Origin of the sequence: Sphingobacterium sp. UBA7631, from assembly GCF_002483935.1 — a bacterium.
GTDB lineage: Bacteria > Bacteroidota > Bacteroidia > Sphingobacteriales > Sphingobacteriaceae > Sphingobacterium > Sphingobacterium multivorum.
This window is the reverse complement of sequence record NZ_DLIX01000006.1, coordinates 289,663-305,815: the sequence shown is the minus strand read 5'-3', so window position 1 is coordinate 305,815 and position 16,153 is coordinate 289,663. Positions and strand designations below refer to the sequence as shown.

The window sequence follows — 16,153 nt, the reverse complement described above, 5'->3', positions numbered from 1 at the left end:
TATGACAATAATCCCGAATTATCCAACTTTATTTCTGTATATTTAGATTAATACAGCATGTAGTAGTAACCAAATAAACTCAAGTGATATGGGCAGAATTTTTGACTTTATAACCTTATATAAAGAAAAATACGCAAAGGACATCATGGTGGCAGGTCGAGATGGAAACGGCCAGTGGAAAACGTATTCTACCAAAGAGTACACCGACGCGATTGACACCTTAAGCAGGGCGTTACTGAAACTAGGCCTCAAAAAAGGTGATCGGGTCGGAATCATGTCCGGCAACCGTCCCGAATGGAATTTAGTTGATTTTGCCTGCAATCAAATCGGTCTCGCAACTGTTCCCCTCTATCCCACATTATCTGCACAGGATCTTTCATTTATCGTGAATGACTCGGATGTCAATGTACTCTTTGTCAGCAACAGCGAATTGACAAACCGTATTGAACAAGCGATCAGGGAGCACGGTATACACCCACAACTGTATACTTTTGATGCCATTGAAAATTATACCCAGCTAAAAACATTCATCGAAACAGCAAAAGATGACTCAACTGATCTAGCTCCGCTTCGTGATGCAGTCACAGAAGATGATCTGCTAACCTTAATTTACACTTCAGGTACCACAGGACGCCCTAAAGGCGTATACTTGTCCCACAAAAATGTATACAGCAACGTCTTGGCCTGCAATCATCTCATCCGATCAGATTTCAAAACGGCGCTAAGCTTTCTTCCGCTATGCCATATCTTTGAACGCATGGTAGTATATATGTACTATTCGAAAGGAATTCAGATTTATTTTTCGGAAACCTTAGACAATGTCGTTGCCGATATCAACGATGTCAAACCGGATGTCTTCACCACAGTACCGCGTGTACTGGAAAAAGTATACGATAAGATTATTGAAAAAGGGAAAGCCTTAACGGGATTAAAAAAGAAAATTTTCTTCTGGGCTGTTGATCTCGGCCTGAAATTTCAAGAACCTGAACGAAATGGACCGCTTTACAATCTCAAACTTGCGATTGCTAGAAAACTCATATTTTCCAAATGGCAAGAAGCTCTTGGCGGAAATATTAAAATTATCGTGTCAGGTGGCGCTGCCCTTCAAGAACGTTTAGCGCGTGTATTCTGGGCTGCTGGACTTAAAGTGCTCGAAGGTTATGGGTTAACTGAAACCTCCCCCGTAATTGCGGTAAACTCGTACTTACCCAATGGATTGAAATTTGGGACGGTAGGGAAACCCCTCAAAAACTTAGAAGTTAAAATTGCTTCAGATGGCGAAATCCTTGTCAAAGGTCCTAGTATCACGACTGGCTATTATAAAAATGAAGAAGCCACGAAAGAGGCTTTTGACGATCATGGATTCTTCAAAACAGGCGACATCGGAGAAATAACATCCGATGGTTTCCTTAAAATCACCGATCGAAAAAAGGAAATGTTTAAGACGGCAGGTGGTAAATATATTGCCCCCCAATCCATTGAAAACAAACTCATGGAATCTACCTTAATCGGACAAGTCATGGTTTTCGGAGAAAATAGAAAATTTCCTGGAGCCTTGATTGTTCCTGCATTTGATGTGCTGTCAAAATGGGCAAGCCAAAAAGGTATTTCCAGTGGTTCAAACGAAGAAATCATCAAAAATCCAGAACTAATCCAAAAATATCAGGAAGAAATTAACCGATTATCTACTAACTTTGGGCATTGGGAAATTGTCAAGAAATTTATTCTTCTTCCAAAGGAATGGACAATCAACGACGGTCAATTGACACCAAAATTGAGTTTAAAACGAAAAATTATTTTAAAAGAGAACGAAGCCGTAATCGACAAATTGTATCAGGAACAAAACCAAGAATAGCAATTTGCACGATTATTGGGGCTGATCATCTTATTATGAAGCACGTTACACTACGAGATTTATTTACACTCGCCTACTGGAAAAACATTTGGCATGTCTTAGTTGATGCCTTTAATGGATTCAATGATGACAAATGTATGAAGAAGAGTGCTTCATTGGCTTACTATACTGTCTTCTCCATCGGCCCACTTCTTATGATTGTGATCTGGTGTATCGGCTTCTTCTACGGAGAACATCTTCAGAGTGGATCTTCGGCGCAGGATCAGGTGTTGGAGGAAGTCATGGTTCTTTTTGGACAGGATGTAACAACGCAGATCCAGTCCTATCTTCAAAAGATAACTTTCGAGAATAAATCTAATATGGGGATCACGATAGGCATTGTTACATTGATTCTCTCCTCTACGACCTTATTCGTTGATATACAAGACTCCATAAACAATATCTGGAAAGTAAAACCGAAACCCAAAAAAGGCTGGTTAAAATTGATCATCAATAGATTGATTTCTTTTTCCATCGTGATCGCCTTGGGCTTTTTACTAATTGCTTCACTCATGATCAATGGAGTTATCGTTGCCGTGACCAATTTAGTTATGACCTATTTTCCTTTTATTCCCATTGCGCTTATCTCGTGGGTAAATACAGGCATCACTTTCTCGGTCATTGTCATTTTATTTGGCTTTATCTTTTCTTTCCTTCCCGATGCCAAAGTAAAATTCAGAGACATGCTCGGGGGAGCCATTTTTACAGGTTTACTTTTCATGTTAGGCCGGTACGGCATTTCAATCTATCTGAATCTCTCTTCCACAGCCAGCTTTTATGGAGCCGCAGGATCGATAATTGTCATGTTATTATGGATCTACTATTCGGCTGCGATATTGTATTTTGGGGCAGAATTCACCAAGTTTTATGCCATTAAATTTGGCGCGGGCATTGTGCCTTCCACATTTGCGGTAGCGGTTGAACAGACGGAAAAAGTTAAAAAAACAGGAAGCGACGCCGAAGCACATGTTGGAGACACCATTCAGGTCTTAAAACAATAAATTTATTTTTTGTCTTTTTTACCACTGATGGAACCGTCTATACCGATGACGTCAATGACTTTGTCTCCAATCTGCGTGATATCGGATTTTAACCCGATCATGACGGTAAAAATATTAACAGGCCTATCCTGTATCTTCCTAAAATTATGGAGATAACCAAGCTCGAGCCCTAAAAAGAAGCCATTAAATTTGTAATCTGCGCCAGCCCCCAATTTACTGGAAAAATTCAGATGATTTTTATTCTCCATCTTGACGAGCTTTTGATCTGCCAGCACACGCGCTCTCGGCTCACTCGCCAGACCAACGCCAGGCCCAGCAAAACCGTAGATATTCAGTCTACGCATCTGTTTCCTAATCCCGCCCGAGAATGAAAAAGTATAGAAATTCGTATTGGCATCTTCTATGCGGTATTCGAAATCGGGATCAATTAAGGGTTGTTTGTACTTAAATGAAAGTGTATAAAGCGTGGGGGATACAAAAAACATTGAATTTTTCAGGGATATATCTAAACCAATACTACCCGAAAACTTTGGCGAAAGTATATCTTTGGTTTTCCCGATCGGAAAACCCATTCCGGTTGTACCCCAATAGTAAACTTTTCGATAATGTATCGTATCAACGCCGCCCTGAGCCCGTATAGAGCTCCAACACAAAGAAAGAAGGAGAAAAGTAAAAAAGAATTGTTTCATTTAAATGCGTTCAATATTGAATAACAACAATATTAAACGCATTTTGTTCAAAAAATCGTCCGACTATAGATAACTTTTTGATTGCGGCCCTTGGTTGAACAACAAATCGATAATACTCAAATCTGGGTAAAATCCATTTTTATCAGAGAAAACCTGATAATATTCTTTTGGATCAGGCCATATACTTTCTTTTTTGGGATGTATAAGGTTGCGGAAATCGATCGCTTCTAACGGCTCGGCCACATACGCTTCTGTAAACCCTATTGTTCGTTTAAGTTTGATTGATTTTAGAATAAGCTCCAGCTGGGCCACATTAAAATCGACGAGATAGTCATATTTACCTTCGTAAAACCGTATAAAATCATCCTCATAATACTCAAAATATGCAGAACTCCGGTAAGCGGTCTGTATACTTAACCAGTGTAAACGTTGCCAGTTAAATTCATAACTTATCCGAATATCTCTCATGGGAACTCGTTCTTTATTGCCATGTTGAATGGGTACGATCAAATCCTGCACACCATTTGCTGAAGCAATGCGTGCCCGCGTACGATAGCTCTGCTTTTGAAAATGCTCGTATTTCTCGATGAACAAAGGAAGATTATGCTCTTGTATTGTATGAAAATAAGATATTGGTGGAAGATAACATGCCGGAAGTAATAACTGCGATTCCATAAAAACTGATGATTTTTGTTATAAGTGACGCAAAAATAACTTAAATTAAGGATATTTGTAAAGAACACTGGGAATTTTAGCTATAGCATGAAACAAAAAGCGTTAAACGCATTAATCTATATCATCTCTCTTCTCCCCTATTGGTTTCTATATTTGATCTCCGATGGGCTTTATTACATACTCTACTATATGATTGGATATAGGAAGAATATTGTATTTCAAAACTTAAAGAATGCTTTTCCAGAAAAAACGGATAAAGAACGCCTGGTTATCGCCAAAAAGTTTTACCGTTTTTTCCCGGATCTCCTTGTCGAATCGATCAAATTGAAAACGATTACGGCTGAGGAAGTCAAGAAAAAGATGACTTTGGAAGATGTAGAAGAATTGACGAGACACCTCGAGGCAGGCAAAAACGTAATCGGGGTGACTTCACATTATGCCAATTGGGAGCTTGGTATTCACCGTTTGAGTTTAATCACAAACTTCCCTACACTGATAGTATACAAACCACTCAACAACAAAGACATTGACACGGTGTACAATGACATGCGGGGACGGTTTGGCGCCGAAATGGTACCAATGAAACAAATACTCCGTCATATCGTCAAGTTGAAGGGCCAGCCCAATATCAGTATACTCGTTGCGGATCAAACACCGCTGTATTCGGATTCCGATTATTTTATTAATTGGCTAAATCAGGAAACATTGGTCTATACAGGAGCCGAAAGACTTTCTAGAATAAGTAAAGCACCTGTGGTCTATTGTTATATCGGAAGAAAGCCCAAAAGAGGGCAGTATTTCTGTAAATTCGTTACTTTAATCGAAGATCCAAGTGGCTTTGGCGAGCATGAAATTACCGATATACACAATCAATTTGCTGAACAGCTTATTCGTGAAAACCCAGAATATTGGTTATGGTCACATAATCGCTGGAAAAGAAAACGTAGAAAATGAGTAAATTACCCAAAGTAGCTGTCGTTATCCTCAATTGGAATGGTCGATTTTTCCTGGAAAAATTTTTGCCATCCGTATATAATAGTTCGTATCCGAATGTCGAATTTGTCATTGGAGACAATGCCTCCGATGATGATTCAATTTCATTTGTGAAACAGTACTATCCGACGATTACTATACTTGAAAATGATAAAAACTATGGCTTCGCAGGAGGTTATAACAAAATACTGCAGCGTGTAGATGCTGATTACTATGTACTCCTGAATTCGGATGTCGAAGTGAGCCAAAACTGGATTGAACCCGTGATTGAATACTTGGAAAGAAACCCTTCCCTGGCAGCAGCACAGCCCAAAATACGTTCATTTCATGACAAGCAGAAGTTTGAACATGCCGGAGCCGCCGGTGGCTATCTGGATTACTTTGGCTTTCCATTCTGCAAAGGGAGAATCCTACATGAAGTAGAAGATGATGCGGGACAGTACGATAAGGAATCTGAGATCTTTTGGGCATCTGGAGCTGCGCTTTTTATTCGCTCAAAAGCCTGGAAGGAAGCAGATGGCCTTGATGAAGATTTCTTTGCTCATATGGAGGAAATCGACCTGTGTTGGCGATTAAAGAAAATGGGCTACGGCATAGGTTATTGCCCTAAATCTGTTGTTTATCATGTTGGTGGAGGAACCCTCAATGCAAGTAATCCCAAAAAGACTTACCTCAATTTTAGGAATAATATGGTCATGCTGCAAAAAAACCTTCCGTTAGGCAAAGCCATATGGATTATTTTCATCAGGCTTTGGTTTGACTTTGCTGCCCTTGCTAAGTTTCTGATCGACAGAAAACCTAAGGATGCTTGGGCAATCAGTCGTGCGCATCAGTATTTCTTCTTGAATATTTTCAAAAATGCTAAAAAACGAAAAAAATACAAGGCGAAAGAAAATACAAAAGGGCATTACAGAAAATCAATTATCATTGATTTTTACACAAATAACAAACATAAATTTTCACAGCTAAATCCAGAGGATTTTAAATAGCATATTATTTTCCCAAAACACAAAATGCAGAAAACCGCATTTTAAAAATAAAGCAGTCATTACAACAAGATTCTTTATTTATTTTATTTAAACGTACTTTTTATTTGTAATTTTGCAAAATGTTGGTGATGGATATTGAAAAAAAGATAAAAGACTTAACGGCAGAGCTCAACCATTATAACTATCAATACTATGTATTGGCGAACAGTGTTATTTCGGACTACGACTTCGACCTCAAATTAAAGGAACTCGAAGCGCTGGAAGCTCAATATCCCAACTTTGCCGACCCCAACTCCCCTACACAGCGTATTGGTGGAGACATTACCTCCCGATTTCAAACGGAAAAACACCGCTGGCCAATGCTTTCATTGGGCAACACATACAATCAGGAGGAATTACTTGACTTCGACCAGCGGATCCGCAAAATCATCGGCGATCAGTTCGAGTATGTTTGTGAATTAAAATTTGACGGTTTATCCATCAGCTTGACTTATGAAAATGGCTTACTAAGTAAAGCCGTTACACGCGGGGATGGTACACAAGGCGATGTTGTCACCAACAACGTTAAAACGATTCGTTCTATCCCGATCAAACTCAAAGAAGGAGATTATCCAGATCAATTCGAAATACGAGGTGAAATATTTATGCATAAATCAGCTTTTCTCCGCCTGAATAAGGAACGAGCCGATAATGAGGAGCAAACCTATGCCAACCCAAGAAATTTCGCTTCTGGAACCATCAAACTCCAAGATTCTGCTGAAGTTGCCAAGCGCCCATTGGACTGTTTCCTTTACTTTTTGTACTGCGACAACAGAACAAATCTATTTCACGATCATTGGAATAGCTTAAACCATGTCAAAGACTGGGGATTCCACGTCAGCGAGCATAGCAGAAAATGCAGCACATTAACCGATGTTTTTGCATTTATTGACTATTGGGATGTCGAACGTCACAACCTAGGATATGAAATTGATGGAATCGTTATTAAAGTAAATGATTACGCACAACAGGAAGAGCTTGGCTTTACGGCCAAAAATCCACGTTGGGCAATATCCTATAAATTCAAAGCCGAGCGTGTAGAAACCATTCTTAACTCGATTAGTTATCAAGTTGGACGTACCGGCGCTGTTACACCTGTTGCCAATCTTCAACCTGTACAGCTGGCAGGCACAACCGTAAAACGCGCTTCCTTACACAATGCAAATGAAATCGCACGTCTCGACCTACACGAAGATGACACTGTTTTTGTGGAAAAAGGGGGCGAAATTATCCCTAAAATAATTGGGGTAAACCTCGACAAAAGGTTATCGGGATCGACAAGTTTTGTCTACCCGACTTCCTGTCCGGAATGTGGCACAGTACTTATACGGCAAGAAGGGGAAGCAGTACACTACTGCCCGAATGAAACTGGATGTCCGCCGCAAATTGTTGGCAAAATGCAACATTTTATCGGACGAAAAATGATGGATATCGAAGGAATGGGAGATGAGACCGTGGATACTTTCTTCAAGAAAGGTTTGCTACACAACATCGTTGACATCTATGGCCTGAAAGACCATCAAGATGACCTACAACAACTGGAACGTTTCGGTCAAAAATCAATCGATAACATGCTCAATGGCATTGAAAAATCCAAAGAAAAACCCTTTGAAAAAGTTTTGTTTTCGCTTGGAATACGTCATGTCGGCGAGACAATTGCAAAAAAATTGGCGCAGCATTTCAAAAATATTGATGCGCTAGCCCAAGCCTCAACAGAAGAAATCGAAGGAGTACAAGATATTGGACGCCGTATCGCGGAGAGCGTCAAAGAATACTTAGACAATCCAATTCATCAACAACAGATTGTTGCACTGCGGAATTATGGCTTAAATTTCGAAATTGAGGAAAAGGAGATTATCCTGGCGAGCAATTCACTTGAAGGGAAAACTTTTCTGATTTCCGGTGTATTTGCAGAACATTCACGTGAAGAGCTGGCAGCTGTAATTGAAAGCAATGGCGGAAAGATGTTATCTTCCATTTCTGCCAAACTAAGCTATCTCGTGGCAGGAGATAAAATGGGACCGTCCAAACTAGCGAAGGCTGAAAAATTGGGTATCCCGATGATTAATGATCAAGAACTATTTGAACTCATTAATCCCAAGTAAGTTTTTTTAATTAAATTTATATAAATACAAAAACAAGATGAACGAGCTTCACGGCGCAGGAGTAGCATTAGTCACTCCTTTTAACTCAGATGAATCTGTTGATTTCGAAGCATTAGGTCAGCTAATTGACTTGCAAATCAACGAAGGTATGGATTATTTGGTTTCTTTAGGTACAACTGGAGAAGTTGCCACTTTAACCAATGATGAACGAAAGCGCATCTGGGATTTTACTGTCAAGCGCGTGAACGGTAGACTACCCTTGGTTGCTGGAATTGGTGGAAATAATACAGCCGAAATTGTGGAGCAAATTAAAAACTTTGATCCAACAGGTTTTTGCGCAATTCTATCGGTATCTCCTTACTACAACAAACCAACACAAGAAGGCATTTACCAGCATTATAAGGCTGTTGCAAGCGCCTCTCCACTTCCGGTTATTTTATACAATGTACCTGGACGTACGGGTAGCAATATAACAGCACAGACAACATTGCGACTGGCCAATGATTTTTCGAATATCGTAGCGATCAAAGAAGCTTCCGGCAATTTTGCACAATTCAGCGAAATTCTACGGGATAAACCAGCAGAATTTCTATTGATTTCCGGAGACGATCCGGTTACCTTGCCGATGATGTCGCTTGGCGCTGCTGGTATCATTTCAGTGATCGGAAATGCGTTACCGAAAAAGGTAGCCACATTAGCGAAGTTATGTGCTGAAGGCAATTATGCCGAAGCTAGATCAATCCACAATGAACTTCTTAACATCACAGATCTATGTTTTATTGAAGGAAACCCAGCTGGTGTAAAATACATTCTGCAGGAATTGGGGATTGGAAAAGATCAATTAAGGCTTCCTTTAGTGCCTGTTAGCGAAAAAATCCAGGCAGCTATCAAAGAAGAATTAAAGAAATTGAACTAAGATATAGTCGAATTCGTTTGAGAAAAAGTTTAGATTCCAGGAAAGGGTCTAAACTTTTTTATTTCAAAGCATTGCAACATAACAATATAATAACTACCTTTGCACTTCCACAAAAGTGGAATTTTAAATAACAAAATTAATTAACAAAATGCAACAGTACGAATCTGTAATCGTTCTTACCCCGTTGCTTTCTGATGATGCTGCGAAAGAAGTAATCGCAAAATTCAAAAACATCTTAACAGAAGGCGGAGCCGAGATTGTCGCTGAAGACAATTGGGGTTTGAAAAAATTAGCGTATCCAATCCAGAAAAAAACTACTGGATTTTATCACTTAACTGAATTCAAGGCTCCAGGTGAATTAATCAATAAATTAGAGGTTGAATACAAACGTGATGAGCGCATTATGCGTTTCTTGACTGTAAGCTTAGACAAACATGCCAAAGCATACAACGAGAAAAAACGTAGCGGTGCATTCAACAAAAAAGCTGAAACTAAAACTGAGGAGGGCGCAAACTAATGGCTAACGAAAATATCCAATACGTAACTGCTCCTAAAGTAGAGGACAACCGTAAAAAATACTGTCGTTTCAAAAAGAATGGTATCAAATATATCGATTATAAAGATGCTAACTTCTTGATGAAATTTGTAAATGATCAAGGTAAAATCTTACCTCGTCGTTTAACTGGTACATCTTTGAAATTTCAACGTAAAGTAGCTCAAGCTGTTAAACGTGCTCGTCACATCGGCTTATTACCTTACTTAGCTGATGCAATTAAATAAGGAGGACGATAGAGAATGGAAGTAATTTTAAAACAAGATATCAAAGGCTTAGGTGAGCAAAACGATATCGTTAATGTAAAACCAGGTTTCGGTCGTAACTACTTAATCCCGCAAGGATTTGCTATCCAAGCGACTGAATCTGCAAAGAAAGTTTTAGCTGAGAACATCAAACAAGCTCAGTTCAAACAAGAAAAAATCAAAAAAGACGCTACTGAATTAGCAGGTAAATTGGAAGCTATCAAACTTTCAATTGGTGCTAAAGCAGGTGAATCTGGTAAAATCTTTGGTAAAGTAAACAGCATCCAAATTGCTGATGCGTTGAAAGCAAAAGGTTTTGATGTAGATCGTCGTCGTATCACTTTCGAAGTTGAACCTAAAGAATTAGGTGAATACATCGCTAACTTAAACTTACACAAAGAAGTGAAAGTTCAAGTTCCTTTCGAAGTAATTGCTGAATAATTCAGTTTATTTAGTCAATAATATAAAGCGGCTATCCTTTCGGATAGCCGCTTTTGTTTTACCCCTACTTTACCCCCAAAAAAAACTCGCGTTACGGAGAGCAACGCGAGGCATAATCTAGGGTATTTGAAAGGGAAAATCTTTATCAATCTCTATTTTTTTAAAAAAAACAACTCCAAAACCACCGAGTCAAAAAAATAACATCGAAACCAGTTAAACCGAAACAAATCCTTTTCGAAACTCAATTTCAATACTCAAAAGAAGGAAAAAATATTCATTTTTACAAATTAAATTGAATTTTTTATCAAAAAATCATAAATAATTTTAAATTTCCAAAAATACAAACATAAAAACAGGACAATAAATCACTAAAAACTACAATAACACCACAAATTTTTAAACAAACACAGAAAAACAACGTAAAAACATAAACGAAAACATAAAAACAACATAAAAAAAATAAAAATCAAGATAAAAATCAGAAAAAACAATAAATAAAATTCAAATAGATAAAATTTAACAGCAAAAAAAAGCCTGAAATATAATATTTCAGGCTTTTTTTTATTTTTCAGCTAAATTATGCTAATTGTTTTTCCAATTTCTCGTTCAATACTGATTTTGGAACAGCTCCAATTTGTTTATCAACGATTTCTCCATTTTTAAAGAACAATAAAGCTGGAATATTACGAATGCCATAACGAACAGAAATCTCTGGATTTTCATCTACATTCACTTTTCCTACAACAGCTTTACCTTCATAATCCTTAGCCAATTCTTCAACCACAGGACCTACCATACGGCAAGGACCACACCACTCTGCCCAAAAATCGATTAATACTGGTTTGTCTGCTTTTAAGACAACTTCTTCAAAGTTGCTATCTGTAATTTCTAATGCCATAATCTTTTAATTTTATAAACCGAAGTTATATCTATAATACTATTTAATTGCTAAAATCAATAAACAAAGATAGTAACTACTACCAATGTATTTGTAATCTTAATTACACAAATTCTAATCCAAACTAATTCAATCGGTAATTTATCCCTTCAAACTTATCTATACAGTCCAAAAATTCATTTGTTAGGTTTATTTTCAGACTTTTAGCTGGCATTTCGACAGATATTTCATCTTGGGGATCCCAGATTTTAAACTTTAATTGACAATTTGGCACAACTCCCTCGATCTCATTTTGCGCCAGTATATCCTTGATACCATCAAGAAATGCTTCGTTCAACTTAGGTAAAGGAATATTGATCGTAAAACTCTTCGCCATCTTCTCACGAAGATCCGAAAGCAACTGCACACTGCGTAGCTCAAAGCCCCAATTTCCAACCTGTCTGAAACGCTCCTGTACCAAACCCCGCAATTGCACAAAATATCCCTCTTGCAAATATCCCTTCAACTTGACATATTCTTCACCGAAAACTGCCATATCATAAGAATCACTATAATCCTCGATGATAAATGACGCAAAAGGCTTACCCGTCTTCGTCAATCGATGGTTTGCCGATGCGATAATACCACCAATCACCAATTCTTTGTTCTTGATCCGATTAAACTCAAGCAAAGTCTCTTCATCGACCTCTGCCGCCTTAACCTTATTGATCAAGGCCAAATCTGACACCGAATTCTGACAAAAATGTTCAATCTCAAACCGGTAGGTATCCAAGGGGTGACTGGTCAGATAAATACCGATAACATCTTTTTCATATTTAAGCTTTTCAATCAATCCCCATTGCGGACATGGCGCCAAAACCGGCTCAGGCAATTCTGCAGCCCCTCCTACACCAAACAAGCTCGCTTGGGCCGAACTTTCATTTTCCTTAAAGCGCTGGCCAAATCGGATCGCCTTTTCCATTCCTGTTGAATTTTCATCCGAATGAAAATATTGTGCACGGTGCGTATTCTCAAAACTATCAAAGCCTCCAGCATAAGCCAGACTCTCAAAAGCTTTCTTGTTGACCGCACGAAGATCGATTCGTTTAGCCATATCAAAAACAGATTTATACAATCCTGATTGCCGTGTTTGCACGATAGCGTCTACCGCTCCTGCCCCAACACCTTTCACCGCACCTATTCCAAAACGAATAGCTCCAGATTCATTTACCGTAAACTTATAATAGGATTCATTCACATCTGGACCCAATACCTGCAAGCCCATTCGTTTACATTCCTCCATAAAGAATGTCACCTGCTTGATATCATTCATGTTATTGGAAAGTACCGCAGCCATGTATTCCGCAGGAAAATGCGCTTTTAAATAAGCGGTCTGATAAGCAACCCAAGCATAACAGGTCGAGTGGGATTTATTAAATGCATAACTCGCAAAAGCTTCCCAGTCGGTCCAAATCTTCTCCAGAACTTTTGCATTATGCCCTTTCTCCTCTGCCTGCGAAACAAACTTCGGCTTCATCTTATCGAGTACAGCCTTTTGCTTCTTACCCATAGCCTTACGCAAGACATCGGCATCACCTTTTGAAAATCCCGCAAGCTTCTGGGACAAGAGCATAACCTGCTCCTGGTAGACTGTAATACCGTAGGTTTCCTTGAGGTATTCCTCACAAGCATCCAAATCGTAAACAATGGGGTCTATACCGTGCTTACGCTTAATAAAACTTGGAATATATTCGATTGGTCCCGGACGATAGAGTGCATTCATCGCAATCAAATCGGCAAATACTGTCGGCTTAAGGTCGCGCATGTATTTCTGCATTCCAGGAGATTCATACTGGAACACCCCTATGGTTTCTCCACGCTGAAAGAGCTCATACGTAAGCTCATCGTCGATCGGAAACTGATCCGGATCCAGCACAATACCATGACTTAATTTGACATTTTCAACCGTATCTTTAATCAGTGTCAGTGTCTTTAAACCCAAAAAGTCCATTTTCAGCAAACCGGCACTTTCAACAACGTGGTTATCGAACTGCGTCACATAAAGATCAGAGTCTTTTGCCAAAGAAACAGGAACGAAATTAGTAATATCGTCTGGTGTAATAATAACACCACAGGCATGGATACCTGTATTTCGTACAGAACCCTCCAAAACCCGGGCCTGTCTGATCGTTTCCGCTTCCAATCCAGCACCATCCGCAATAGATTTCAATCTATTGACGGCTTCAATTTCCTCAGTCCTTAGCTTTTCCTTTAAACCGGCATCATCTAAAGTAAAAATCTTGGATAATTTAAGGTTCGGAATCAGCTTGGCAATTTCATTGGCATCACCCAAAGGTAAGTCCAATACACGCGCTGTATCTTTGATGGATGACTTTGCTGCCATTGTACCATAGGTAATAATCTGGGCAACTTGACTAGCACCATATTTATTGATTACATATTGCATGACACGTCCACGTCCCTCGTCATCAAAATCGATATCAATATCAGGCATGGACACACGGTCGGGATTTAAGAAACGCTCAAAAAGCAAGTCATATTTAATCGGATCGATATTGGTAATTCCCAAACAATAAGCTACTGCCGAACCAGCAGCAGATCCCCGTCCCGGCCCCACGGAAACTCCCATATCCCGGGCCGCCGCAATAAAATCCTGAACAATCAAAAAGTAACCTGGATACCCCGTTTTCTCAATGGTAGCCAACTCAAAGTCAAGACGTTCGCGAATATCATCTGTTATTTCCTCATAACGCTTCTCAGCCCCCACATAACAAAGATGCGCCAGGTATTTATTTTCACCACGTTTTCCCCCATCTTCAAGATCGGCTTCCACCTGAAATTCCTCAGGAATATCAAATTTAGGTAATAGGACATCGCGGTTTAACTTAAATATCTCTACCTTATCGACAATCTCCTGAATATTTAGAATCGCTTCGGGCAAATCTTTAAAAAGGGCCTTCATTTCATCTGAAGATTTGAAATAATATTCCTGATTGGGTAAACCAAAACGGAATCCACGTCCCCTACCTTTTGGAGTCGATAGCTTTTCACCATCTTTCACACAGAGCAAAATATCATGCGCATGTGCATCGCCTTTCTTCTCGTAATATGTATTATTGGTCGCAACAACTTTGACCTGATATTTGCGGGAAAATTTAAGCAAGGTTTGATTCACACGATCCTCATCTTCCTGACCATGACGCATTAATTCCAGGTAAAAATCATCCCCAAATTGTTCTTTCCACCACAGCAAAGCCTCTTCGGCCTGACTCTCACCTATATTCAGTATTTTATTCGGCACCTCGCCTTGTAGGTTACCTGACAAAGCGATAACATCTTCCTTGTATTGAAGAATAAGATCTTTATCAATCCGCGGCACATAATAGAAGCCCGCGGTATAAGCAAAAGAAGCCAGTTTAGCCAAATTATGGTACCCCCGTTTATTTTTCGCCAATAACACAATCTGATAACCATTATCCTTCCTCGACTTATCTTTGTGGTTTTCACAAACAAAAAATTCACAACCAACAATTGGCTTTAAAAGCTGACCAGTAGGCTCCTCTCCATTCTCAACTGCCTCCGCATTTTGCGCTTCAACTTCTTTATTATGACTTATAACACGAGAGACAAACTCAAAAGCCCCCATCATATTTCCGTGGTCCGTTAATGCAACAGCAGGCATATTATCCTTCACCGCTGCCGAAACTAACTTATCGTACGACATCGTCGACTGCAGGATCGAAAACTGAGAGTGGTTATGTAAATGGGCAAATTTGGCATCCTTTAAAGCTGCTAACGCGTCCGCATCAACGACAACCTTGACTTCATCTGGCTGAGACCGTTTTCTAATTTCATCAGAAGCTGCTTTTAGGTTGATATGTTTCAGTCCAACAGTGGGTATAGGCCCCGGATTGTTGGCTTTAAAATCGACAAAGTAGCCCGTATCGACCTGAAGTTCTTCGGCAGTGAACACCTCTCTTCTTACAAGCTCCAGAAAACAACGTGTTGTCGCTTCAACGTCGGCTGTTGCATTATGTGCCTCAGCAAATGGCACTCCAAATAAATAGGAATGCAACTCAGTCAAATTGGGTAGTTTAAAGCGTCCACCACGACCGCCTGGAATTTTCAGAAGTTCAGCTGTTACTTCCGTACAGGTATCCAATACAGGCATATTAGCCATATTGGACGTAACACCATAACGGTAAAATTCACAGCCCATGATATTCAAATCAAAACCAATATTTTGTCCAACAACAAACTTGGCTTTATTCAATGCCACATTGAATTTCTCTAAGACCTCCTGGAGCGGCAATCCCTGCTCTTCTGCCAATGCAGTCGATATGCCGTGTATTTTTTCAGAGTCATAGGGTATATCAAATCCATCTGGCTTAATCAAGAAATCGTGATGTTCGACCAAATTTCCCATCTCATCATGAATCTGCCAAGCCAATTGAATACAGCGAGGCCAATTGTCCGTATCGGTAATTGGTGCGTCCCAACGCTTAGGCAAACCCGTCGTTTCCGTATCGAAAATAATATACATAAAATTCTAACCCTCTTTAATACAACACATTAAATGCAAGACAATTTACATTTTTTTGAACTTGAAATTTACGAAATTATTAGAGAAGATTATGTCAGATTTTTGCGAAAATCCACTAAAGAAAATCTAGCGCCACACGATACCGCCTACCGGTTCCGCTTCAACAAGAAAT

13 protein-coding genes are annotated in these 16,153 nt (G+C 39.3%); 9 read left to right on the top strand and 4 right to left on the bottom strand.

Features of this window, described 5'->3' with window-relative positions; translation table 11 throughout:
• The first annotated feature begins 88 nt into the window (after positions 1-88).
• Both B3P16_RS11770 and B3P16_RS11765 read left to right on the top strand, forming a co-directional pair.
• The gene (locus B3P16_RS11770) at positions 89-1,855 is read left to right on the top strand and encodes an AMP-dependent synthetase/ligase (RefSeq protein WP_286843055.1); all 1,767 of its coding nucleotides are present in this window, start codon (positions 89-91) and stop codon (positions 1,853-1,855) included.
• A 35-nt stretch (positions 1,856-1,890) separates the two neighbouring features.
• Positions 1,891-2,895 carry a YihY/virulence factor BrkB family protein gene (locus B3P16_RS11765; protein WP_070566046.1) on the top strand — a complete coding sequence of 335 codons (1,005 nt, stop codon included), beginning with the start codon at positions 1,891-1,893 and terminating at the stop codon, positions 2,893-2,895.
• Positions 2,896-2,897: 2 nt separating this feature from the next.
• Here B3P16_RS11765 and B3P16_RS11760 read toward each other — a convergent pair whose 3' ends face one another.
• Entirely contained in the window at positions 2,898-3,584 is a 687-nt protein-coding gene (locus B3P16_RS11760) for a hypothetical protein (protein WP_070566050.1), read from the bottom strand.
• A 63-nt stretch (positions 3,585-3,647) separates the two neighbouring features.
• A complete protein-coding gene (locus B3P16_RS11755; protein WP_286753196.1) occupies positions 3,648-4,259 on the bottom strand; it encodes a WbqC family protein in 612 nt (203 codons plus the stop codon).
• Between the two features lie 87 nt (positions 4,260-4,346).
• On the opposite strand from B3P16_RS11755, the gene B3P16_RS11750 reads away from it, so the two are divergent.
• From B3P16_RS11750 to rplI, 7 genes are all read left to right on the top strand, one after another.
• Positions 4,347-5,213, top strand: a complete 867-nt coding sequence (locus tag B3P16_RS11750) for a lysophospholipid acyltransferase family protein (RefSeq protein WP_046671746.1) — start codon at positions 4,347-4,349, stop codon at positions 5,211-5,213.
• The gene (locus tag B3P16_RS11745) at positions 5,210-6,241 is read left to right on the top strand and encodes a glycosyltransferase family 2 protein (RefSeq protein WP_070566056.1); all 1,032 of its coding nucleotides are present in this window, start codon (positions 5,210-5,212) and stop codon (positions 6,239-6,241) included. The genes B3P16_RS11750 and B3P16_RS11745 overlap by 4 nt, the downstream gene beginning before the upstream one ends.
• A gap of 119 nt (positions 6,242-6,360) precedes the next feature.
• Entirely contained in the window at positions 6,361-8,385 is a 2,025-nt protein-coding gene (ligA, locus tag B3P16_RS11740; protein WP_070566058.1) for an NAD-dependent DNA ligase LigA, read from the top strand.
• 37 nt (positions 8,386-8,422) lie between these two features.
• Positions 8,423-9,301 (top strand): 4-hydroxy-tetrahydrodipicolinate synthase, encoded by an 879-nt coding sequence (dapA, locus tag B3P16_RS11735; protein WP_046671749.1) that lies wholly within the window; start codon positions 8,423-8,425, stop codon positions 9,299-9,301.
• A 148-nt stretch (positions 9,302-9,449) separates the two neighbouring features.
• The gene (gene rpsF / locus B3P16_RS11730; protein ID WP_046671750.1) at positions 9,450-9,818 is read left to right on the top strand and encodes a 30S ribosomal protein S6; all 369 of its coding nucleotides are present in this window, start codon (positions 9,450-9,452) and stop codon (positions 9,816-9,818) included.
• Positions 9,818-10,081, top strand: coding sequence for a 30S ribosomal protein S18 (gene rpsR, locus B3P16_RS11725; protein ID WP_028071347.1), 264 nt, complete (start codon positions 9,818-9,820; stop codon positions 10,079-10,081). Before rpsF ends, rpsR begins: the two co-directional genes overlap by 1 nt.
• A gap of 15 nt (positions 10,082-10,096) precedes the next feature.
• Positions 10,097-10,540: a 50S ribosomal protein L9 gene (gene rplI / locus B3P16_RS11720; RefSeq protein WP_046671751.1), complete on the top strand. Its 444-nt coding sequence runs from the start codon at positions 10,097-10,099 to the stop codon at positions 10,538-10,540.
• 577 nt (positions 10,541-11,117) lie between these two features.
• On the opposite strand, the gene trxA is transcribed toward rplI, so the two are convergent.
• Together trxA and dnaE are read right to left on the bottom strand one after the other, a co-directional pair.
• The gene (gene trxA, locus B3P16_RS11715) at positions 11,118-11,438 is read right to left on the bottom strand and encodes a thioredoxin (RefSeq protein WP_046671752.1); all 321 of its coding nucleotides are present in this window, start codon (positions 11,436-11,438) and stop codon (positions 11,118-11,120) included.
• 124 nt (positions 11,439-11,562) lie between these two features.
• Positions 11,563-15,981: a DNA polymerase III subunit alpha gene (gene dnaE, locus B3P16_RS11710; protein ID WP_070566062.1), complete on the bottom strand. Its 4,419-nt coding sequence runs from the start codon at positions 15,979-15,981 to the stop codon at positions 11,563-11,565.
• Positions 15,982-16,153: the final 172 nt, after the last annotated feature.